At 51.0% G+C, this 19,482-nt stretch carries 18 protein-coding genes; 8 read left to right on the top strand and 10 right to left on the bottom strand.

All coding sequences use genetic code 11. The annotated features are described in order from the left end of the window. The first annotated feature begins 61 nt into the window (after positions 1 to 61). On the top strand, positions 62 to 994 hold the full coding sequence (locus ACTU3N_RS04180; protein WP_443084880.1) for a LysR family transcriptional regulator: 933 nt from the start codon (positions 62 to 64) through the stop codon (positions 992 to 994). Here ACTU3N_RS04180 and ACTU3N_RS04175 read toward each other — a convergent pair. After that, positions 981 to 1,673 carry an aspartate/glutamate racemase gene (locus ACTU3N_RS04175; protein WP_443084879.1) on the bottom strand — a complete coding sequence of 231 codons (693 nt, stop codon included), beginning with the start codon at positions 1,671 to 1,673 and terminating at the stop codon, positions 981 to 983. The two genes, ACTU3N_RS04180 and ACTU3N_RS04175, sit on opposite strands and share 14 nt — an antisense overlap. 11 nt (positions 1,674 to 1,684) lie before the next feature. Here ACTU3N_RS04175 and ACTU3N_RS04170 point away from each other — a divergent pair, with 11 nt between their 5' ends. The 5 genes from ACTU3N_RS04170 to ACTU3N_RS04150 all read left to right on the top strand — a co-directional run bounded on the left by ACTU3N_RS04170 (position 1,685) and on the right by ACTU3N_RS04150 (position 6,940). Then, a complete protein-coding gene (locus ACTU3N_RS04170; RefSeq protein WP_443084878.1) occupies positions 1,685 to 2,152 on the top strand; it encodes a cupin domain-containing protein in 468 nt (155 codons plus the stop codon). Positions 2,153 to 2,604: 452 nt separating this feature from the next. After that, positions 2,605 to 3,495 (top strand): carbohydrate ABC transporter permease, encoded by an 891-nt coding sequence (locus tag ACTU3N_RS04165; protein WP_443084877.1) that lies wholly within the window; start codon positions 2,605 to 2,607, stop codon positions 3,493 to 3,495. After that, positions 3,488 to 4,390 (top strand): carbohydrate ABC transporter permease, encoded by a 903-nt coding sequence (locus ACTU3N_RS04160; RefSeq protein WP_443084876.1) that lies wholly within the window; start codon positions 3,488 to 3,490, stop codon positions 4,388 to 4,390. Before ACTU3N_RS04165 ends, ACTU3N_RS04160 begins: the two co-directional genes overlap by 8 nt. Positions 4,391 to 4,402: 12 nt before the next feature. After that, on the top strand, positions 4,403 to 5,530 hold the full coding sequence (locus ACTU3N_RS04155; protein WP_443084875.1) for an ABC transporter ATP-binding protein: 1,128 nt from the start codon (positions 4,403 to 4,405) through the stop codon (positions 5,528 to 5,530). 120 nt (positions 5,531 to 5,650) lie between these two features. Beyond that, the gene (locus ACTU3N_RS04150; protein ID WP_443084874.1) at positions 5,651 to 6,940 is read left to right on the top strand and encodes an ABC transporter substrate-binding protein; all 1,290 of its coding nucleotides are present in this window, start codon (positions 5,651 to 5,653) and stop codon (positions 6,938 to 6,940) included. A 219-nt stretch (positions 6,941 to 7,159) separates the two neighbouring features. On the opposite strand, the gene ACTU3N_RS04145 is transcribed toward ACTU3N_RS04150, so the two are convergent. Beyond that, complete coding sequence (locus ACTU3N_RS04145) at positions 7,160 to 7,561, bottom strand: winged helix-turn-helix transcriptional regulator (protein ID WP_443084873.1); 402 nt, start codon at positions 7,559 to 7,561, stop codon at positions 7,160 to 7,162. A gap of 86 nt (positions 7,562 to 7,647) precedes the next feature. Here ACTU3N_RS04145 and ACTU3N_RS04140 point away from each other — a divergent pair, with 86 nt between their 5' ends. Then, complete coding sequence (locus ACTU3N_RS04140) at positions 7,648 to 8,571, top strand: aromatic alcohol reductase (RefSeq protein WP_443084872.1); 924 nt, start codon at positions 7,648 to 7,650, stop codon at positions 8,569 to 8,571. 285 nt (positions 8,572 to 8,856) lie between these two features. Here ACTU3N_RS04140 and araE read toward each other — a convergent pair whose 3' ends face one another. The 3 genes from araE to kduI form a co-directional block, all read right to left on the bottom strand. Beyond that, complete coding sequence (gene araE / locus ACTU3N_RS04135) at positions 8,857 to 10,275, bottom strand: arabinose-proton symporter AraE (protein ID WP_443084871.1); 1,419 nt, start codon at positions 10,273 to 10,275, stop codon at positions 8,857 to 8,859. A gap of 311 nt (positions 10,276 to 10,586) precedes the next feature. Further along, entirely contained in the window at positions 10,587 to 11,348 is a 762-nt protein-coding gene (kduD, locus tag ACTU3N_RS04130; RefSeq protein WP_443084870.1) for a 2-dehydro-3-deoxy-D-gluconate 5-dehydrogenase KduD, read from the bottom strand. 60 nt (positions 11,349 to 11,408) lie between these two features. Next, positions 11,409 to 12,263 carry a 5-dehydro-4-deoxy-D-glucuronate isomerase gene (gene kduI / locus ACTU3N_RS04125; protein ID WP_443084869.1) on the bottom strand — a complete coding sequence of 285 codons (855 nt, stop codon included), beginning with the start codon at positions 12,261 to 12,263 and terminating at the stop codon, positions 11,409 to 11,411. 468 nt (positions 12,264 to 12,731) lie between these two features. Between kduI and ACTU3N_RS04120 the strand changes: the two genes are divergently transcribed. Continuing rightward, positions 12,732 to 13,910: an oligogalacturonate lyase family protein gene (locus ACTU3N_RS04120; protein ID WP_443084868.1), complete on the top strand. Its 1,179-nt coding sequence runs from the start codon at positions 12,732 to 12,734 to the stop codon at positions 13,908 to 13,910. 391 nt (positions 13,911 to 14,301) lie between these two features. On the opposite strand, the gene ACTU3N_RS04115 is transcribed toward ACTU3N_RS04120, so the two are convergent. The 5 genes from ACTU3N_RS04115 to ACTU3N_RS04095 form a co-directional block, all read right to left on the bottom strand. Continuing rightward, complete coding sequence (locus ACTU3N_RS04115; protein ID WP_443084867.1) at positions 14,302 to 14,982, bottom strand: oligogalacturonate-specific porin KdgM family protein; 681 nt, start codon at positions 14,980 to 14,982, stop codon at positions 14,302 to 14,304. A 468-nt stretch (positions 14,983 to 15,450) separates the two neighbouring features. Further along, positions 15,451 to 16,632 carry an acetyl-CoA C-acetyltransferase gene (locus ACTU3N_RS04110; protein ID WP_443084866.1) on the bottom strand — a complete coding sequence of 394 codons (1,182 nt, stop codon included), beginning with the start codon at positions 16,630 to 16,632 and terminating at the stop codon, positions 15,451 to 15,453. A 129-nt stretch (positions 16,633 to 16,761) separates the two neighbouring features. Beyond that, the gene (locus ACTU3N_RS04105) at positions 16,762 to 17,574 is read right to left on the bottom strand and encodes a MetQ/NlpA family ABC transporter substrate-binding protein (protein ID WP_443084865.1); all 813 of its coding nucleotides are present in this window, start codon (positions 17,572 to 17,574) and stop codon (positions 16,762 to 16,764) included. 18 nt (positions 17,575 to 17,592) lie between these two features. Next, positions 17,593 to 18,261, bottom strand: coding sequence for a methionine ABC transporter permease (locus ACTU3N_RS04100; protein WP_443084864.1), 669 nt, complete (start codon positions 18,259 to 18,261; stop codon positions 17,593 to 17,595). Continuing rightward, complete coding sequence (locus ACTU3N_RS04095) at positions 18,254 to 19,276, bottom strand: methionine ABC transporter ATP-binding protein (protein ID WP_443084863.1); 1,023 nt, start codon at positions 19,274 to 19,276, stop codon at positions 18,254 to 18,256. Before ACTU3N_RS04095 ends, ACTU3N_RS04100 begins: the two co-directional genes overlap by 8 nt. Positions 19,277 to 19,482 lie beyond the last annotated feature (206 nt).

The raw sequence follows: 19,482 nt of genomic DNA, 5'->3' as shown, positions 1-19,482 counted from the left end.
AATATCGTTTTATCCGGACTCTATGCAAAAATGATATAGCTAACTCTAACCGGATGTTGCTATGCCAGCCGTTAACTTACGCCATATCGAAATTTTTCACGCGGTGATGACCACGGGCAATTTGACCGAGGCCGCCGCTCTGCTGCACACCTCGCAACCCACCGTGAGCCGCGAGCTGGCACGCTTTGAAAAAGTACTGGGTCTGAAACTGTTTGAACGCACGCGCGGGCGCCTGCACCCAACGGTTCAGGGGTTACGGCTGTTTGAGGAAGTACAGCGCTCGTGGTACGGGCTGGACAGGATTGTCAGCGCTGCCGAAAGCCTGCGCGAGTTTCGCCAGGGCGAGCTGTCGGTGGCTTGCCTGCCGGTTTTCTCCCAGTCCTTTTTGCCGCTGCTGCTGCAACCCTTTCTGGCGCGCTACCCGGACGTTAGCCTGAATATTGTGCCGCAGGAGTCGCCGCTGCTGGAGGAGTGGCTCTCTGCTCAGCGTCACGATTTAGGGTTAACGGAAACGCTCAGTACGCCTGCGGGAACCGAACGCACGCCGCTGCTCACCTGTAACGAAGTTTGCGTGCTGCCCAAAAATCACCCGCTGGCGCGAAAAAGCGTGCTGACGCCGGAGGATTTCCAGGGAGAGAATTACATCAGCCTGTCGCGCACGGACAGCTACCGCCAGCTACTGGATAGCTTATTTAACGAGCACCAGGTGAAGCGGCGCATGGTGCTGGAAACCCATAGCGCCGCCTCGGTCTGCGCGATGGTGCGCGCAGGCGTGGGGATTTCGGTGGTCAACCCGCTGACCGCGCTGGATTATGCCAGCGGCGAAGTAGCGGTACGCCGCTTTAGTATTGACGTTCCTTTTACCGTCAGCCTGATTCGCCCGCTCCATCGCCCTTCGTCGGCGCTGGTCGAGGCCTTCAGTGACCATTTACAGGCAGCCATACCGCTTATCGCCAGGCCGCTGGCTGCCATGCTGGATGTTAAGAAAGCATAAAGTTTACGGCATCGGCGGCGTGCAGCGCGGCGGTATCAAACACCGGTACCGGGCTGCGCTCAGGCGGCACCAGTAAGCCAATCTCGGTACAGCCGAAAATAACGCCCTCCACGCCCTGGCCTGCCATCTGCGCAATCAATTTGAGGAAATACTGACGCGAGACATCACTCAGCGTGCCCATACACAACTCGTCAAAGATGATTTCATTCACGCGTTCGCGATCGTCGGCGTCCGGCACCAGGGTTTTCACGCCAAATTTTCTCTCCAGTCGCCCACGGTAAAAATCCTGCTCCATGGTGTAGCGTGTACCGAGCAGCGCGACTTTACGCAAACCAGCGTTTTCGATGGCATGCCCTGTGGCGTCGGCAATATGCAAAAACGGAATATTGCAGCGCTCTTCTATTTGCCCGGCCACTTTGTGCATGGTGTTGGTGCACAGCACAATCGCCTGCGCGCCAGCCTGCTCCAGCCCGACCGCAGCCTGTGCAAGGATCTCTCCGGCTTTGTGCCATTGCGCTGTCGCCTGGCAGGTTTCAATCTCATGAAAATCCAGGCTGTGCAGCAGTAAGCTCGCGGAGTGCAACCCGCCGAGGCGGGCTTTGACGCCCTCATTGATCAGGCGATAGTAAGGGATGGTTGATTCCCAGCTCATGCCGCCCAGCAGTCCGATCGTTTTCATAGCGTGTCTCCGTGGGTATTAGTCTGCCAATCAAGCAAAGTTGTGATCGGCTTTCAACTTCTCTGGCCGCGCGTTTATTTTTACGCGACAGTGTTATAAATTATTTTGAAACAACGTTTCATCTCGTACTTTTTCAACTACAGGACAGCCCGATGTTTATCTTTCATAAAGACACTCAGCTTGACGATTTGGGCAACGGCGTGACGCGCCGCATTCTGGCCCATGACGGCAAAATGATGGCGGTAGAAGTTATGTTCGAACAGGGTGCCATTGGACCTATGCATAATCATCCTCATGAACAACTCACTTATGTCTTATCCGGTGAGTTCGAATTTACTATTGGTGATGAGAAACATATCGTCACCGCAGGGGATACACTTTATAAGCGACCGCACATTATGCACGGCTGCGTTTGCCTCAAGCCCGGCACGCTGCTCGATACCTTCACGCCAGTGCGGGAAGACTTTTTAAAATCGTGACGCAAAGCACATTATTTTTGCGCCGTCCTTTTGGGGCGGCGTTTTTATTTCTGCCCGCTGTTAATTATTAGTTCGCGCGGTAATGATTCTTAGTTTGAATTATTTCATAAGACGATACTTAAACGCTTTTATTTAATTTAGCGGCTTATCAATTATGAAACGAAACTCCGTGTTTTTTCGGCAAAAATGTCACCCACCTCACCTTATTGAAACATCGTTTCGACTTTGATCACATTTCACGAATTAAACGCATGACGGCAAAATAAAACCCAATAAAATATTTTAAAACGATGTTTTACAAATCAAGGACGCAAGTTCAGAGGATTTTAAAACCCAGAACATAGTGAGTAATTTCTGGTAGTTACTGAATATCAGGTTGTTGATTATGCTAACAACAGCAGTCGACAACACACAGAATCCGTATTACACAATTGTTCGCCAGGTAGGTATGTATGAATGAAAACAGACTACTGGGATTGGCCTGGATATCGCCCTACATTATTGGGTTGATAGTCTTTACGGCTTTCCCGTTCATCTCATCGTTCTTTCTCAGTTTTACTGAGTATGACCTGATGAGTCCGCCGGTATTTAACGGCATAGAAAATTATCGCTACATGTTTACCGAAGACACGCTCTTCTGGAAATCAATGGGCGTCACTTTCGCCTATGTATTTTTAACCATCCCGCTGAAGCTCGCCTTCGCGCTGGGTATTGCTTTCGTTCTTAATTTTAAATTACGCGGCATCGGCTTTTTCCGCACCGCTTATTATATTCCGTCAATTCTGGGGAGTTCCGTCGCGATAGCCGTTCTGTGGCGCGCGCTGTTTGCTATCGATGGCCTGCTGAACAGCTTTATCGGCGTGTTTGGTCTTGATCCCATCAACTGGCTGGGTGAACCATCGCTGGCACTGATGTCGGTGACATTACTGCGCGTATGGCAGTTTGGTTCTGCGATGGTGATTTTCCTCGCGGCGTTACAAAACGTGCCGCAGTCGCAATATGAAGCTGCGATGATCGACGGGGCCAGCAAGTGGCAGATGTTTATGAAAGTGACCGTGCCGCTGATTACCCCGGTGATTTTCTTCAACTTTATTATGCAAACCACTCAGGCATTCCAGGAGTTTACCGGCCCGTACGTGATAACCGGCGGCGGCCCGACTTATTACACCTATCTGTTCTCACTGTATATCTACGATACCGCCTTTAAGTACTTTGATATGGGCTATGGTGCGGCGCTGGCCTGGGTTCTGTTCCTCGTCGTGGCGGTCTTTGCCTCCATCGCCTTTAAATCGTCGAAATATTGGGTGTTCTACTCTGCCGATAAGGGAGGCAAAAATGGCTGATATTCAACACATCACGCCGGGAGCGAGCGAGGCTGAACGCGAAGTGGCGCGCACCCTGCGCCGTGAAAAAATAAGCCGGACGATTCGTTATGTGATCCTTTTGTTTGTCGGCCTGTTGATGCTCTACCCGCTGGCGTGGATGTTCTCGGCATCGTTCAAACCGAACCATGAGATCTTTACCACGCTCGGCCTGTGGCCTGCGAACGCCACCTGGGATGGTTTTATCAACGGCTGGAAAACCGGCACCGAGTACACCTTCGGCCATTACATGCTCAACACGTTTAAGTATGTCATCCCGAAAGTTATTCTGACCATTATCTCCTCCACCGTGGTGGCCTACGGCTTTGCCCGCTTTGAGATCCCGTGGAAGAACTTCTGGTTTGCGACGTTGATTGCCACCATGCTGCTGCCAAGCACCGTGCTGCTGATCCCGCAATATCTGATGTTCCGCGAAATGGGCATGCTCAATAGCTATATGCCGCTGTATCTGCCGCTGGCATTCGCTACGCAAGGCTTCTTCGTCTTTATGCTGATTCAGTTTTTACGCGGCGTACCGCGCGACATGGAAGAAGCCGCGCAGATTGATGGCTGTAACTCATGGCAGGTGTTGTGGTACGTGGTTGTGCCAATCCTGAAACCGGCGATTATCTCCGTGGCACTGTTCCAGTTTATGTGGTCCATGAACGACTTTATCGGCCCGCTGATTTACGTCTACAGCGTGGATAAATACCCGATAGCACTGGCGCTGAAAATGTCCATCGATGTTACCGAAGGCGCGCCGTGGAACGAAATTCTGGCAATGGCGAGTATCTCCATCCTGCCGTCCATCATTGTTTTCTTCCTGGCACAGCGCTACTTCGTACAGGGCGTGACCAGCAGCGGAATTAAAGGTTAAGAGGGAAGTATCATGGCTGAAGTTATTTTCAACAAACTGGAAAAGGTGTACTCCAACGGCTTCAAAGCGGTACATGGTATCGACCTGAAAATCGCCGACGGTGAATTTATGGTGATTGTCGGCCCGTCGGGCTGCGCAAAATCCACCACCCTGCGCATGCTGGCGGGGCTGGAAACAATTAGCGGCGGCGAAGTGCGTATCGGCGAGAAAATTGTTAACAACCTTGCGCCAAAATCTCGCGGCATCGCGATGGTGTTCCAGAACTATGCGCTATACCCACATATGACCGTGCGGGAAAACCTGGCGTTTGGCCTCAAGCTGAGCAAGCTGCCGAAAGATGAAATTGCTAAACAGGTAGATGAAGCAGCGAAAATCCTCGAACTGGAAGAGCTGATGGACCGCCTGCCTCGCCAGCTTTCCGGCGGCCAGGCGCAGCGTGTGGCGGTCGGCCGCGCGATTGTGAAAAAACCGGACGTGTTCTTGTTCGACGAGCCGCTCTCTAACCTCGATGCGAAGCTGCGCGCCTCGATGCGTATCCGTATTTCCGACCTGCATAAGCAGTTAAAGAAATCGGGCAAACCGGCGACCACCGTTTACGTTACCCACGATCAGACCGAAGCGATGACCATGGGCGATCGTATTTGCGTGATGAAGCTGGGCCATATCATGCAGGTGGATACGCCGGATAACCTCTATCACTTCCCGAAAAATATGTTTGTCGCGGGCTTTATCGGCGCGCCGGAGATGAACATCAAACCGGCGAAAATTGTGCAAAAAGACGACGGTCTGCATATCACCGTCGGCCACGAAACGCTGGCGCTCAATACCCGCCAGCAGGAGAAAGTTGCCGCCTACGCTGGTCAGGACGTGTTCTTTGGCGTTCGCCCGGAGTATGTCTCGGTTGCCGATGAACCCTACAGCGATGATTGCGGCTCCGGGGATTTGGTGCGCGTAGAAAACATGGGCCATGAATTCTTTATGTACCTGAAAGTCGGCGAATATGAGCTGACTGCACGTATTCCTTCAGATGAAGCTAAACCGATGATTGCAAAGGGTCTTCATCGCAAGGTGTATTTTAAGTTTGATATGGATAAGTGTCATATTTTTGACGCAAAAACAGAACAGAACATCTCTCTTTAAACGCAATATTTCGGGATGCCCCAGAGCCGTATCTGCTCGCAACGCGGTAATCGCGAGCAGATGCTGCCAGATATCAGGCAGCCTGAAGAGTGAAGTTAAAATAAACGTTGGAGTATAAAAATGAAAAAAGTGCTGTTAGGCGCCGTCATCTCCGCAACTCTGGGCATGTGCGCTGTACCCTCTATGGCCGCTGATAATGTAGACCTGCGTATGTCCTGGTGGGGGGGCAACGGTCGTCATCAGGTAACATTGAAAGCGCTGGAAGAATTTCACAAGCAACATCCGAATATTAACGTTAAGTCTGAATACACCGGCTGGGACGGGCACCTCTCTCGCCTGACGACACAAATTGCGGGCGGCACCGAGCCGGACGTGATGCAAACCAACTGGAACTGGCTGCCCATCTTTTCGAAAACTGGCGAGGGTTTTTACGACCTGAATCAGGTGAAAGATGTGATTGATTTAAGCCAGTTCGATGCGAAGGAACTGCAATCCACCACCGTTAACGGCAAGCTGAACGGTATTCCTATCTCCGTGACGGCGCGCGTTTTCTATTTTAACGATGAGCAGTGGAAAAAAGCGGGCGTTGCTTTCCCGAAAACCTGGGACGAGCTGTTAAGCGCCGGGAAAACGTTTGAAAGCAAGCTGGGTAAACAATATTACCCGGTAGTGCTGGAGCACCAGGATTCGCTGGCGCTGCTGAATTCCTATATGACGCAGAAATACAATATTCCGGCGGTCGATGAAAAAGCGAAGAAATTCAGCTACAGCAAAGAGCAGTGGGTGGAATTCTTCCAGATGTATAAAAATCTGGTCGATAACCACGTGATGCCGGATGCGAAATATTACGCGTCGTTCGGCAAGAGCAATATGTATGAAATGAAGCCGTGGATTGAAGGGGAATGGGCCGGTACCTATATGTGGAACTCCACCATTACCAAATATTCTGACAACCTGAAGCCTCCGGCCAAACTGGTACTGGGTGAATACCCGATGCTGCCAGGCGCAACGGATGCGGGCCTGTTCTTTAAACCGGCGCAGATGCTGTCGATTGGTAAATCAACCAAACATCCGAAAGAAGCTGCTCAGGTGATTAACTTCCTGCTGAACAGCAAAGAAGGGGCGCAAACGCTGGGGCTGGAGCGCGGTGTGCCGCTGAGTAAAGCGGCGGTGGAAACGCTGACGGCCAGCGGCGCGATTAAAGATAACGATCCGGCCGTTGCGGGTCTGCGCCTTGCGCAATCCTTGCCAGCCAAACTGTCGGTATCGCCGTACTTTGACGATCCGCAAATTGTTGCGCAGTTTGGTACCGCGATTCAGTACATTGACTATGGCCAGAAAACGGTAGAAGAAACCGCTGCCGATTTCCAGCGCCAGGCTGAACGTATCCTCAAACGCGCCATGCGCTAAAACGTGTTGGTAATACGATACCCTGTCATTGATGGCAGGGTATTTTTTTATCAGCTAATACGCGCTGACGCTTTCTCGTGAAACCTACATTTACTCAATGGTGTACGCGAGGATTGAGTCCAGTCATTCCTCACGGATTGCGCCTGTAAAAAATTAACACGTCGTAAAAACCGGTTTCTGCCAACGTTATTAAACACGATTATTTTCTGGAGGCAATTCCTAGCGTTTATCGTACTCTGACCTCGCTTTTCTGAAATACTCTGTCGATGAGATAATCCATGACCATAACGGCATCATTTTCAACAGCATTTCTTCCCCCGCTTCGGTAATTGTATAAACCACCCTGGGGAGTTTTTCCTGATAATCATGGCGGGAAATAAGCCCGTCACGCTCCAGATGGCGCAGCGTTCGCGTCAGCATTCTCTGGGTGACACCAGCAAGGTAGCGCCGTATCTCGGTGTGGCGAAGCGGCCCGCTCGTGCCCAGTATATGCAGCACACCCAGCGACCAGCGGTTTCCTGCATGTGCCAGAATCTCACGTTTCAGCCCCTCGTCATCGTTACTTAACTCCTCACAAAATGTTTTTGAAAATTGCAGCAACGCTTGCCGATCACTCTCCATATTTCTCTCCGGTATCATTCATGTACCTAATTGAACCAGGTTCTTTCAGCTGTCAGGATGACGTAGTGATACGACAGGAGACAACTATGAAATCTGAAAAAAACATCCTCGTCCTTGGTGCAGGAGAGCTGGGAATGCCGGTATTGCGCGCAATGAGCAGAAAAGCGCAAGAGCACCCGCAGGTAACAATCAGCGTGTTACTCAGAAGTGAAGCTGCGCATGCTGTTTCCGGGTCACGCCGGGCACGGCGCGAAGAGCTAACCAAACTGGGAATTACTGTGGTTGAAGGTGATTTACAGAAAAACAGCATTGATGAGCTAAGCGAACGGTTTCTCCCCTTTGATGCCATTATCAATTGCAGTGGTTTTGTCGGAGGACCGGGAACACAAATAAAGATTACACAGGCAGTATTCAAGGCGGGCGTGGCTCGTTACTTTCCGTGGCAATTCGGTGTTGACTATGATGTTGTTGGTAAAGGCAGCGGACAGCAGGTATGGGACGAACAGTTAGAAGTTCGCCACCTGCTGCGCGCGCAGAGCATAACTGAGTGGGTAATTGTATCTACGGGAATTTTTACCAGCTACCTTTTTGAACCAGGTTTTGGGGTGGTTGACGCGCAAAGTAAAACGGTCTGTGCCCTGGGAGACTGGAAATATGCGGTGACGCTGACGACGCCTGAAGATATTGGCCGGCTGACTGCCGATATTTTTTTCCATCAGCCTGCTTTGCGAAACGAGATCGTTTTTATCGCAGGAGATACGCTGACCTACGATGAACTTGCTGATTTAATGCAGGCTCGCTGGGAAGGTAAGTTAAACAGAAGATTGCTGGACAGGAAAAAACTGCTGGAAGACGTACAGCTTAATCCGCATGATCCAGGCGCTGCTTATCGGCTTGCTTTTGCCCGGCCTGATGGGGTTGCATGGCGTAAAGAAAATACGTTCAATTATCATCAGGGAATTGAAACCACAACCGCCGGACAGTGGCTTGCCAAACATCGTAATATGTAATATTACCTGCTGCTTCTTGCCAGATAGAGTCATTCACAATAATTGCATCATGGTCAGTTCGGGTCAGAGGCATTGCTTGACGAACTGCTCAAAATTCTCACGCCATCCATTTACAATATGGCTATTATAAATGAAAGAAATTACCGGCTTAAAAATAATTAGTTAAACAAAGACCGCCTTAAGGAATGTCTACTAATAAAATCTCTTTTTCCCCGCCTCCTTTGTGCCGATAGTTTCGTTTTTTCCTTACTTTCCCGTGGCGCTTACCTGCGCCACGGGTAAATATTACACCCCGATATCGCGCAGTTTCTCGCCTGCCATCAAGCGGCGTTCGATATGCTCCAGCGTGACGTTTTTGGTTTCCGGCACCAGCCAGAAAGTGATGCCGACAAACGCCAGGTTCAGCGCCGTATAGAGCCAGAACGTGCCCGCAGCGCCAATCGCATCCAGCAATGTCAGGAAGGTCGCGCCGATAATCATATTCGACACCCAGTTGGTGGTGGTCGAACAGGTGATACCAAAATCGCGGCATTTCAGCGGCTGAATTTCCGAGCACAAAATCCACACCACAGGCGCAGCGCTCATCGCATACCCGGCGATACACATCATCGTCATGCCCACAGAAAGCCAGGAGAGGCTACCCGATGCCGTGCCGTTATCGAACTGCATCAGGCAATAGCCCAGCACCAGCGTACCCAGCGCCATCACGCTAAAACCAATTTTCAGCGCCGGTTTGCGCCCGGCTTTATCGACCGTAAACACAGCAATAAACGTGGCAAACATAAAAGTCAGCCCGACAACCAGCGTGGCGATCATCTGCTGCTCGGTCGTGGTGAAACCGGCCATTTTAAAAATGCGCGGCGCGTAATACATGATGATATTCATCCCGGTAAATTGCTGCATCGCCTGCAACAACATGCCAAGAAACACCGCGCGGCGCACATTACGGTTGGTTTTAAATAACCGGAAACCGCCCTGTTTTAACTTCAGACTTTCACGGATTTCATTTAACTCATCGCGCGCCTTTTCTGACGTATCGCGCAGCATACGCAACACTTCTTCTGCTTCGATATGCCGCCCTTTTTGCGCCAGCCAGCGCGGGCTGTTGGGCAGGAAAATCACCAGCACAATCAGCACCACTGCCGGAAGCGCCAGCACGCCGAGCATTGCGCGCCAGTTGCCGGTGTAACTGAACGCCGTATCGGAAAGAAACGCCAGCACAATCCCCAGCGTAACCATCAGCTGGTACATACTGATCATCTTGCCGCGCACGTTTTCGCTCGCCATTTCAGAAAGATAGAGCGGCGCAGTATACGAAGCGATACCAACGGCAACACCCAACACCACGCGGGAAAGAATAAGGATCTCAACCGTGCTGGCAAACGCCGAGCCTACTGAGCCGAGCACAAACAATACCGCGCCAATCATCAGGCTGTATTTGCGTCCAAGGCGGAAAGAGAGCCAGCCATTAAATATCGCGCCGAGCGCCGCGCCGAGCATCATGCTGCTCACCACCCACTCCTGCAAACGGCTACTTAGCACAAAATGGTCGGTGATAAATGGCAACGCACCGGCAATCACGCCAATATCCAGACCAAACAGCAGCCCGGCGACGGCTGCGGAAACAGAGACAAAAAGATTCATACGCCGGGTATCGCGCAGCCCGCGCGGTACGGATACAGAGTCATTACTGATAGAAGTCATTGTTTTCCTGCCTGAACAGAATAAGACACCTTAAAAAAGTACGTCATTACCGGGAACACGGTCAGCACAGGAATCCGTGAAGATATGGATAAAATAGCTATGGCATATCGTTTTGTGATGGAGTTTACAATTTTGAAAATATGATTTAAGTCATCAATAATTTTTAACTTACTAATTATTAGAAGTTAATTTATAGAAAACTAAAAATAAGATAAAAAGGTATGGATTTTTCACGCAAATGCATATGGACAAATAATATGCAGACATAAAAAAACCTGCCCGCAGGCAGGTTTTCCAGCTTTATTGACGTATTAGCGCGCCAGCCAGCCGCCGTCTACCGCAATGGTGTAGCCATTAATATAATCAGAGGCTTTGGACGACAGAAACACAGCCGGCCCCATCAGATCGCTCGGCAGACCCCAGCGACCCGCAGGAATACGGTCGAGGATCTCGGCGCTGCGCTGCTCATCGGCACGCAGTTGCTGGGTATTGTTGGTTGCCATATACCCCGGCGCAATCGCATTGACGTTGATATTGTGCTTCGCCCACTCATTCGCCAGCAGACGCGTTACGCCCATCACGCCGCTTTTGGAAGCGGTGTAAGACGGTACGCGGATCCCGCCCTGGAAGGAGAGCATAGAGGCGATATTAATGATTTTTCCGCCGCTGCCCTGAGCAATAAAGTGTTTCGCTGCCGCCTGAGACATAAAGAACACGCTCTTGATGTTCAGGTTCATTACATCGTCCCAGTCCCGCTCGCTAAAATTGATCGCATCTTCACGGCGGATAAGCCCTGCGTTATTCACCAGAATATCAATCTTGCCGAACTCAGATACCGCACGTTCCAGCAGCGCCGGGATACCGTCTATCTTGCGCAGATCGGCGGTGAGGCTCAGAAAACGGCGGCCCAGCGCCGTAACACGCTCGATAGTTTCCGTCGGTTCAACGATGTTGATCCCCACGATATCGCAGCCTGCTTCCGCCAGACCCAGCGCCATGCCCTGGCCCAGACCGGTATCGCAACCGCTTACGACCGCCACCTTACCTTGAAGCGAAAAAGCATCCAGAATCATTTTTTTTCCTTACTCTATCAGCGCCTGTACCCTGACAGGCTTGGTTTTATCCTGCAGCGATTAGCGCAGATCTTTTACAGCGACGTGGTCCATGTCATCGAAGACCTGGTTCTCACCCACCATGCCCCAGATGAAGGTATAAGCACGAGTGCCTACGCCCGAGTGGATTGACCAGCTCGGTGAAATAACAGCTTGTTCGTTATGCATCACGATATGCCGCGTTTCCTGCGGCTGGCCCATCATGTGGAACACGCAGGCGTCTTCTTCCATATTGAAATAGAAGTAGACTTCCATGCGGCGTTCATGGGTATGACATGGCATGGTGTTCCACAGATTGCCAGGGGCAAGCTCGGTCAGACCCATGCTCAGCTGGCAGGTTTCCAGCACGTCCGGTACAAAATATTTATTGATAGTGCGGCGGTTACTGGTCAGCGGATCGCCAAGCGTTACCGGAGAGACATCAGCAGGCGTCACTTTTTTCGTCGGGAAGGTGGTATGGGCTGGCGCGCAGTTATAGTAAAACTTCGCCGGTTGCGCGCTATCGATGCTGGCAAACACCACTTCTTTTGCGCCTTTGCCGACATAAAGCGCATCGCGATGGCCAATCTCAAAACACTGCCCATCAACGGTGATAGTGCCCGGCCCGCCGATATTGATAACGCCCAGTTCGCGACGCTCAAGAAAATAGGTCACGCCCAGCTGTTTGCCCACTTCGCCGCCCACGCTGACGGTTTTTTTCACCGGTTTAATACCGCCCACGATAATGCGGTCGATATGGCTGTAGACCATGGTGTATTCGTCATCAACGAATACTTTCTCCACTAAAAACTCATTGCGCAGCCCCTGGGTATCCAGCGTTTTTGCGTGCGCACTGTGGATGCTCTGTCTTACTTCCACAATAACCTCCGAAAGCATTGTTCAGCATAAAAAGAGTCAACGGAGAGTAGAAACACCGTTCCGTTTATTGTATTTCTTCATCTTATCCTGACTAAAACATGTTTTCAATCTCAACTAAAACAACGTTTCAGTTTTTCTGTGACATATTATTGGATTTGTAAGTCCGATCACGAATGTGCAGGGTGGGCGGGGGAAAATAAAAATGACTTGCCGTAAATTGAATTTAAATAAATCATATCAAACAATAAGTTAAGCCTATCTTTGATTTTTGACACCCGATGGAAGATTTTCGGTTAAAAAACAAAGCCAGCGGCTATTAGCACGCATTTTTCGACTCTCAATCTGCGTAACAGCTGGAATTTTCTTATAATTGCGTCGCCTGTCACACATATTGAAACATTGTTTTGATAAATTAATACCCAGTTTTTAAACTTGTTAGCAGCTGGGGCAACACGCGTACCGATGGCCCCTCGAAAGGAGCGAGATATGGCAAAAGGCATGCGGGTAAAACTTGAATATGCAGTCAGCCGCGATCCGGATACCGGCGCGGAAATCACCCGCTTAACTCCACCGGAAGTGACCTGCCACCGGAATTATTTTTATCAAAAATGTTTTTTCAATGATGGCAGCCACCTGTTATTTGCCGGTGAATTTGATGGCAACTGGAATTATTACCTGCTGGATATCGCAAAAGCAGAAGCGGTGCAGCTGACGGAAGGCGTCGGTGATAACACCTTTGGTGGTTTCCTCTCGCCTGATGACAGCGCGCTCTATTATGTGAAGAACGATCGCACACTGCGTGAAGTGAAGTTACAAACGCTGGCAGAGCGCGAAGTGTATCGCGTACCAGAAGAGTGGGTAGGCTACGGTACCTGGGTGGCGAACAGCGATTGCACCAAACTGGTGGGCATTGAGATTTCCGCCAGCGACTGGACGCCGCTGAATGACTGGCAGTTATTCCATGATTTCTTCCATAAAGGCCCCCACTGCCGCCTGCTGCGCGTCGATTTGCAAAGTGGCGTAAGCAGCGTTATTCATGAAGAGAAAATCTGGCTGGGCCATCCGATTTATCGCCCGTTCGACGACGCAACCGTGGCGTTTTGCCACGAAGGCCCGCACGATTTGGTCGATGCGCGGATGTGGCTGGTAAACGAAGATGGCAGCAATGTACGCAAGGTGAAAGATCACGCCGAGGGCGAAAGCTGTACGCATGAATTCTGGGTGCCGAACGGCTCCGCGCTGGTGTACGTCTCGTATCTGAAGGGGCAACAGGGCCGCATGATTTGCAGCTTTAACCCGGATACAGGCGTTAACGAGACGCTTATGTCGATGCCTTCGTGCTCGCACCTGATGAGTAATTTTGACGGCACGCTGTTGGTTGGCGATGGTTCCGGCACGCCGGTCGATGTGAAAGATACCGGTGGCTACTCCATTGATAACGATCCTTATTTATATGTGTTTGATGTGGCGAAAAAGGCTTATTTCCGCGTCGCGCGCCACGATACCTCGTGGGCGACATTTGCTAATAGCCGCCAGGTCACACACCCGCACCCGTCGTTCACGCCTGACGACAGTGCAGTCCTGTTTAGTTCGGATAAAGACGGCAAACCTGCCCTCTATATTGCGAAACTTCCCGAGCAACGTGAGATGTTGCAAGCAAAATAAGTTTGTGTTTCTGTAACTGGCCTTGGCCCCCTCCTGGGGGCCTTTTTTTGTGCCTATAATGCCCGTCATACTTCACGCCACAGGCGCGTTGGCTTTCCTCGCTAACCCCAGTCACTTACTTATGTAAGCTCCTGGGGATTAGCTGCGTCGCCGCCTTCCTGTGACGCGAATTATTTAGGGCAAGCGTGATCAAACACAAAAATAATTTCCGGGTAAATTTGCTAATAATATTGGTAAATCTGACGAGCTGTCAGGGCCAGTCGCATTGCTCCCGAACGGGACAATCTCAGGGATTAGCCAACGCGCCATAGGGGCGAAGTATTTCGGGCATTGTGCAGATATAAAAAATCCCCGGCCAAAGCCGGGGATAATTTGAGGGTAATACAGACAATCAGAAAGAATAAGCCACACCAAGGCGGAAACGTGTCTGGCGCTCGTCGGTATTTTTCACACCCACGTTGCCCACTTCAACATACGGAGACCAGTTTTTATCCCATTTATAAGCCAGCTTGGCATTATATTCGTTGGAATAAGTTTTGTTATTCTCGCGAATAACGTCTTCGGTGCTCTTGGCATAAACATAGTTCAGCTCAGCGCGGAAGTCGCCCATCGCCCAGCCAATCCACGTATCGAATTTGTTCACTTTATTATCAACAACGTCGGAATCCGGGTTACGTGTGTATTCATAACGGTAACGGCCAGCAATATAAACGCCGCTATCAAAGCTGTATTGTGCGTGAATATAAGGTTTATAGATTGAGTTAGTGTCTTTGCTTTCGATATTAAAGCCTGGTGTCAGTGCAATGTTCTTGGTCGCTGCCCAGCGCCAGTTAATGGACTCTTCGTGGCCGTTGCCCACGATTTCCGTTAACGGTTTGTCGGCATCATCGCCGCCAGATTTCCATTTCGCTTCAACACCAAACCCAAGACCATTATCAAAACGGTGAGATACCGCTACGCGGTCAGCGTTAGAGCCGCTGTCAATGTATTCGTGACGTAAGTCAACAGTGACAGCCTGTGAAGCGAAGGACGCGCCAAGAAGAGAAGCAAGAGCCAGAGATTTTCTAAACATGAGTTACCTCAAATTAAAATTATGTTCCATTTTTATGGAATTCTATTTTATTTTTAAGGGAACTTTATTTTAGTGATCTGGATCGTAAATATTTGTCGATAAAATTGCGGTGTTTAACGCCGTGATGAATATCAATAAAAATTCCCATTAAATCCAAAAAACCATGCTTAAGATCACACAGAATTTTATTAACCTTATAATTACAAAAACAAATACAAATTAAAAACAGGCGCCAAAAAAGCAAGGCTAAATTAAAAAATCACCTAATAATAAGCTTGCTTATTTCATGACGTTTAAATTGTCACGCGGGTTATAATTTAATTTTCCAATAAGTGAAATAAAGCAGGGTAATAAGTGAAATAATGAAAAGAAAACGAGGAAGTTTTATTTTAAATGAAACACGCGCTGCGAGCGGTGTCACAAAAAATAACGCCTTCCGGTGGAAGGCGTTATAAAAAATAAGGAAGGTTAATCACGTTCGATGGCCAGCGCCACTCCCTGGCCGCCGCCGATGCATAGCGTCGCCAGCCCTTTACGCGCGCTGCGTTTTTGCATCTCATGAACCAACGAAACCAGAATTCGGCAGCCGGACGCACCTATCGGGTGGCCGAGCGCTATCGCCCCACCGTTGACGTTCACGCGCGATTCATCCCACTCGAGGATTTTACCGACCGACAGCGCCTGCGCTGCGTAGGCTTCATTGGCTTCAATCAAATCCACCTCATCTAACTGCCAGCCTGCGCGTTCCAGGCAGCGCCGCATCGCATATACCGGCGCTATCCCCATCAATGCCGGGTCGACGCCGACGCTGGCAAAAGCGCGAATGCGCGCCAGTATCGGCAGATTGAGCGAGCGCGCTTTGCTTTCGCTCATCATCAAAACTGCCGCCGCGCCATCATTGAGCGGCGAGGCGTTCCCGGCGGTGACCGATCCTGTCAGCTCGAAAGAGGGACTAAGCTGCGCCAGCGCTTCAGCACTGGTATCCGTGCGCGGCTGCTCGTCAGTGTCCACCAGCACCTGCTTGCCCTCCGCGGTCACCGCCTTGACCGGCACGATTTCATCGCGAAAGCGCCCGGCATCAATTGCCGCGCGGGCTTTATGCTGAGAACTGAGCGCCCACTCATCCTGGCGCTCGCGGCTTATCCCGTACTCCCGCGCCAGGTTTTCTGCCGTCACGCCCATATGGTAATCGTTAAACGCGTCCCACAGGCCATCATGCACCAGGCTATCAATTAACTGGCTGTTGCCAAGCTGCGCGCCGGTACGGCTGTCGGTCAGCACATGCGGCGCACGGCTCATATTCTCTTGCCCACCGGCAATCACCACATCGGCTTCACCGCACTGAATCGCTTGCGAGGCCAGATGCAGCGCTTTCAGCCCGGAGCCGCAAACATCATTGATAGTGATAGCCGACACCGTGTTCGGTAGCCCGCCTTTAATGGCCGACTGGCGGGCAGGGTTTTGCCCGGCCCCGGCGGTGAGCACCTGGCCTAAAATCACTTCATCGATATCCTGCGCCAGCACACCGCTGCGTGCAATCAGGGCCTGCACCACCAGACTGCCCAGCTCTACGGCCGAATGGCGAGACAGCGCGCCCTGAAAACAGCCGATTGGCGTACGGACGGCCCCGACGATCACAACCTCTTTCATCTCTACCTCAGCGCGGATTAAACCCGGCCATACTAGAGCATTGTTAAAATGAGTTAACGAGAATGTTTAAAAATTGGTGAGATGAATCATAAAAAAGCGCGCGGCAGCGATGGCCGCGCACAGGCAGGATTAATTGTTAACCGGGATCACCGCACCTTTATATTTGGTGCGGATCCACTCCTGAATCTCTTTGGAGTGCAGAACATTCACCAGCGCAACGATATCTTTTTTCTTCTCGTCGCCACGGTGTACGGTGATGATGTTGGCATACGGGTTGTTCTCACCGCTTTCTACCGCGATAGGATCGTGCACCGGATCAAGGCCCGCATCGATGGCATAGTTCGCGTTAATGACCACCGCGTCACCTTCATCGTTGTTGTACATCTGCGGCAGCAGCGCAGCTTCTACGTTTGGCAGAAACTTCAGCTTTTTCGGGTTCTCAACGATATCATCAATACGCGCCGTCACTTTATCGATGCCTGGCTTGAGCTTAATCACGCCCTCTTTTTCAAAGATGGAGAGAATACGCCCCTCTTCAGAAACCGCGTCACGCATGATGATTTTGCCGCCTTCCGGCAGGTCTTTCAGCGATTTGAATTTTTTCGAATAGATACCAATCGGCTCAATATGAATCGCGCCCGCGCTGACGAAATCATAGGTTTTATCGCCTGCGTGATCTTTGATAACGCTGTTCAAATAAGGAATATGCTGGAAGTAGTTCGCATCCAGTTCACGGCTCGCCAGCGCCGTGTTAGGCAAAATATAGTCCTGGAACGGTTTAATCTCTAAATCAATACCCTGTTTCGCCAGGATGGGTTTTGCCTGCTCCAGAATTTCGGCATGCGGCACATTCGATGCGCCAACGGTCAGCGTATCCGCCCAGGAAGAGAAACTCAGAACGCTCAGGGTGGCTGCGGCAATCAGTGTCAGTGTTTTTTTCATGATGTTGGTTTCCAATAATTATCGTTTATCTAACAGAGAAGTAATCACGTCGCCGCAGAACTGGATAATGAAGACGATGATAAGGATAGTCACCGTCGCCACCAGCGTGACGTCGTTGTGGTTCCGCTGGAATCCTTCCAGATAAGCAAGGTTGCCCAACCCGCCCGCACCGATAACACCGGCCATGGCGCTGTAGCTCACCAGCGCAATCAGCGTCACGGTAATACCGGACACCAGCGCAGGTGAAGATTCGGGCAATAACACCCGAAAGACTAAGGTACTCAGGCGTGCGCCCATCGAGCGCGTCGCCTCAATAACGCCTTTATCCACTTCACGCAGCGCAATCTCGACCAGACGTGCGTAAAAAGGTGCCGCCCCGACAATCAGCGCGGGCAGCGCCGCGTTGGCACCGAGAATGGTACCGACGATGGTTTTGGTAAAAGGGATCAGCAATACAATCAAAATGATGAATGGAATAGAGCGAAAAACATTCACCACAATAGAGATAACGCTGTACAAGGCGCGGTTTTGAAACAGCCCGCCGCGCGCCGTTAAAAACAGCGCCAGCCCCAGAAGAATACCCAGCACAAACGTCGCTGCGCCGGAGAGCGCCGTCATATACAGCGTTTCCTGCGTGGCGGCCCACAGCTGCGCCCACTTCAGATGAGGAAAAAATGTCTCAGACATGGGTGATGACCTCGCTTTCAATATCGCTGTTGCGTAAGTCCGCGAGGATATTGCTTAATTGTTCCGGGGTGGCGACAACGTGCACCCATAATTGCCCAAAAACGCCGTGCGCGGTCTGCGACATCTTGCCATGCAGAATATTGAACGGCAGACCGTAGCGCAGCGTCAGATCGCCCACCACCGGTTGATGTGTGCTGTGCCCGGTGAAGGTGAGTTTGATTACCGTTCCGGCCAAATCGCTTGCCAGCTCCGGGTTAAACGCTTCGTCTTCTTTATACTGGCTGACCTGGCGCACAAACTGCTGCGTTATAGGCATCTGCGGGTGCGTAAAGACACTTAGCACATCGCCCTCTTCCACCACTTTGCCGTTTTCCATCACCGCCACGCGGTCGCAAATTTTGCGCACCACGTGCATTTCATGCGTGATCAGGACAATTGTCAGCCCGAAGCGGCGGTTAATATCCAGCAGCAGATCGAGGATCTGATCGGTAGTTTGCGGGTCCAGCGCCGAGGTCGCTTCATCACAGAGCAACACATCCGGGTTATTCGCCAGCGCACGGGCAATCCCCACGCGCTGCTTCTGCCCGCCGCTAAGCTGCGACGGGTAAGCCTGTTCACGCCCTTTCAGCCCGACCAGTTCAATCAGCTCCGCCACGCGTGTTTTAATTTGCGCTTTCGGCGCGCCCGCTATCTGCAGAGAAAAAGCGATGTTTTCGCTCACGGTGCGCGACCACAGCAGGTTGAAGTGCTGAAAAACCATGCTTATCTTCAGGCGTGCCTGGCGCAGGTTTTCGCCACGCGCGGTGCCAATATCCTGGCCGTTAATCACCACGCTGCCGTGGGTGGGTTTCTCCAGGCCGTTAAGTAGCCGGATAAGCGTACTTTTCCCGGCGCCGCTGTAGCCGATAATGCCGTAAATCTGCCCCTGCTCAACCGTCAGATTGACGCTATCGACGGCGGTAATCGATGCCTTTCCCTGGTCGAAAATTTTGGAAATATTCCTGAGGACGATCATTCGTTGATGTTTCCGTTTGGCGGTTTAGCAGTATGGATGTCCAGATGATAATAATCAGCCGCAATTATATTTCAAATAACCAAATAGACATTACTTATAACAAAATGCGCTAACCGCCAGAAAACGCCTCCTCAAGCGATAAGAAATTATTCAGCATTGCATTGCCGAAAATCGCATAATAGCAGCGAAAAGACAGCGAAAATTCC

It is taken from the genome of Vagococcus sp. WN89Y (genome assembly GCF_052220145.1).
Taxonomy (GTDB): domain Bacteria; phylum Pseudomonadota; class Gammaproteobacteria; order Enterobacterales; family Enterobacteriaceae; genus Kosakonia.
This window is presented reverse-complemented; position numbering and strand designations above follow the sequence as displayed.

What these genes read in the sequence shown, in the direction of transcription:
- ACTU3N_RS04180 (WP_443084880.1), top strand. Translation starts at nt 62, where the DNA reads ATGCCAGCCGTTAACTTACGCCATATCGAAATTTTTCACGCGGTGATG.
- ACTU3N_RS04175 (WP_443084879.1), bottom strand. Translation starts at nt 1,673, where the DNA reads ATGAAAACGATCGGACTGCTGGGCGGCATGAGCTGGGAATCAACCATC.
- ACTU3N_RS04165 (WP_443084877.1), top strand. Translation starts at nt 2,605, where the DNA reads ATGAATGAAAACAGACTACTGGGATTGGCCTGGATATCGCCCTACATT.
- ACTU3N_RS04160 (WP_443084876.1), top strand. Translation starts at nt 3,488, where the DNA reads ATGGCTGATATTCAACACATCACGCCGGGAGCGAGCGAGGCTGAACGC.
- ACTU3N_RS04155 (WP_443084875.1), top strand. Translation starts at nt 4,403, where the DNA reads ATGGCTGAAGTTATTTTCAACAAACTGGAAAAGGTGTACTCCAACGGC.
- ACTU3N_RS04150 (WP_443084874.1), top strand. Translation starts at nt 5,651, where the DNA reads ATGAAAAAAGTGCTGTTAGGCGCCGTCATCTCCGCAACTCTGGGCATG.
- ACTU3N_RS04145 (WP_443084873.1), bottom strand. Translation starts at nt 7,561, where the DNA reads ATGGAGAGTGATCGGCAAGCGTTGCTGCAATTTTCAAAAACATTTTGT.
- ACTU3N_RS04140 (WP_443084872.1), top strand. Translation starts at nt 7,648, where the DNA reads ATGAAATCTGAAAAAAACATCCTCGTCCTTGGTGCAGGAGAGCTGGGA.
- araE (WP_443084871.1), bottom strand. Translation starts at nt 10,275, where the DNA reads ATGACTTCTATCAGTAATGACTCTGTATCCGTACCGCGCGGGCTGCGC.
- kduD (WP_443084870.1), bottom strand. Translation starts at nt 11,348, where the DNA reads ATGATTCTGGATGCTTTTTCGCTTCAAGGTAAGGTGGCGGTCGTAAGC.
- kduI (WP_443084869.1), bottom strand. Translation starts at nt 12,263, where the DNA reads ATGCTTTCGGAGGTTATTGTGGAAGTAAGACAGAGCATCCACAGTGCG.
- ACTU3N_RS04120 (WP_443084868.1), top strand. Translation starts at nt 12,732, where the DNA reads ATGGCAAAAGGCATGCGGGTAAAACTTGAATATGCAGTCAGCCGCGAT.
- ACTU3N_RS04115 (WP_443084867.1), bottom strand. Translation starts at nt 14,982, where the DNA reads ATGTTTAGAAAATCTCTGGCTCTTGCTTCTCTTCTTGGCGCGTCCTTC.
- ACTU3N_RS04110 (WP_443084866.1), bottom strand. Translation starts at nt 16,632, where the DNA reads ATGAAAGAGGTTGTGATCGTCGGGGCCGTCCGTACGCCAATCGGCTGT.
- ACTU3N_RS04105 (WP_443084865.1), bottom strand. Translation starts at nt 17,574, where the DNA reads ATGAAAAAAACACTGACACTGATTGCCGCAGCCACCCTGAGCGTTCTG.
- ACTU3N_RS04100 (WP_443084864.1), bottom strand. Translation starts at nt 18,261, where the DNA reads ATGTCTGAGACATTTTTTCCTCATCTGAAGTGGGCGCAGCTGTGGGCC.
- ACTU3N_RS04095 (WP_443084863.1), bottom strand. Translation starts at nt 19,276, where the DNA reads ATGATCGTCCTCAGGAATATTTCCAAAATTTTCGACCAGGGAAAGGCA.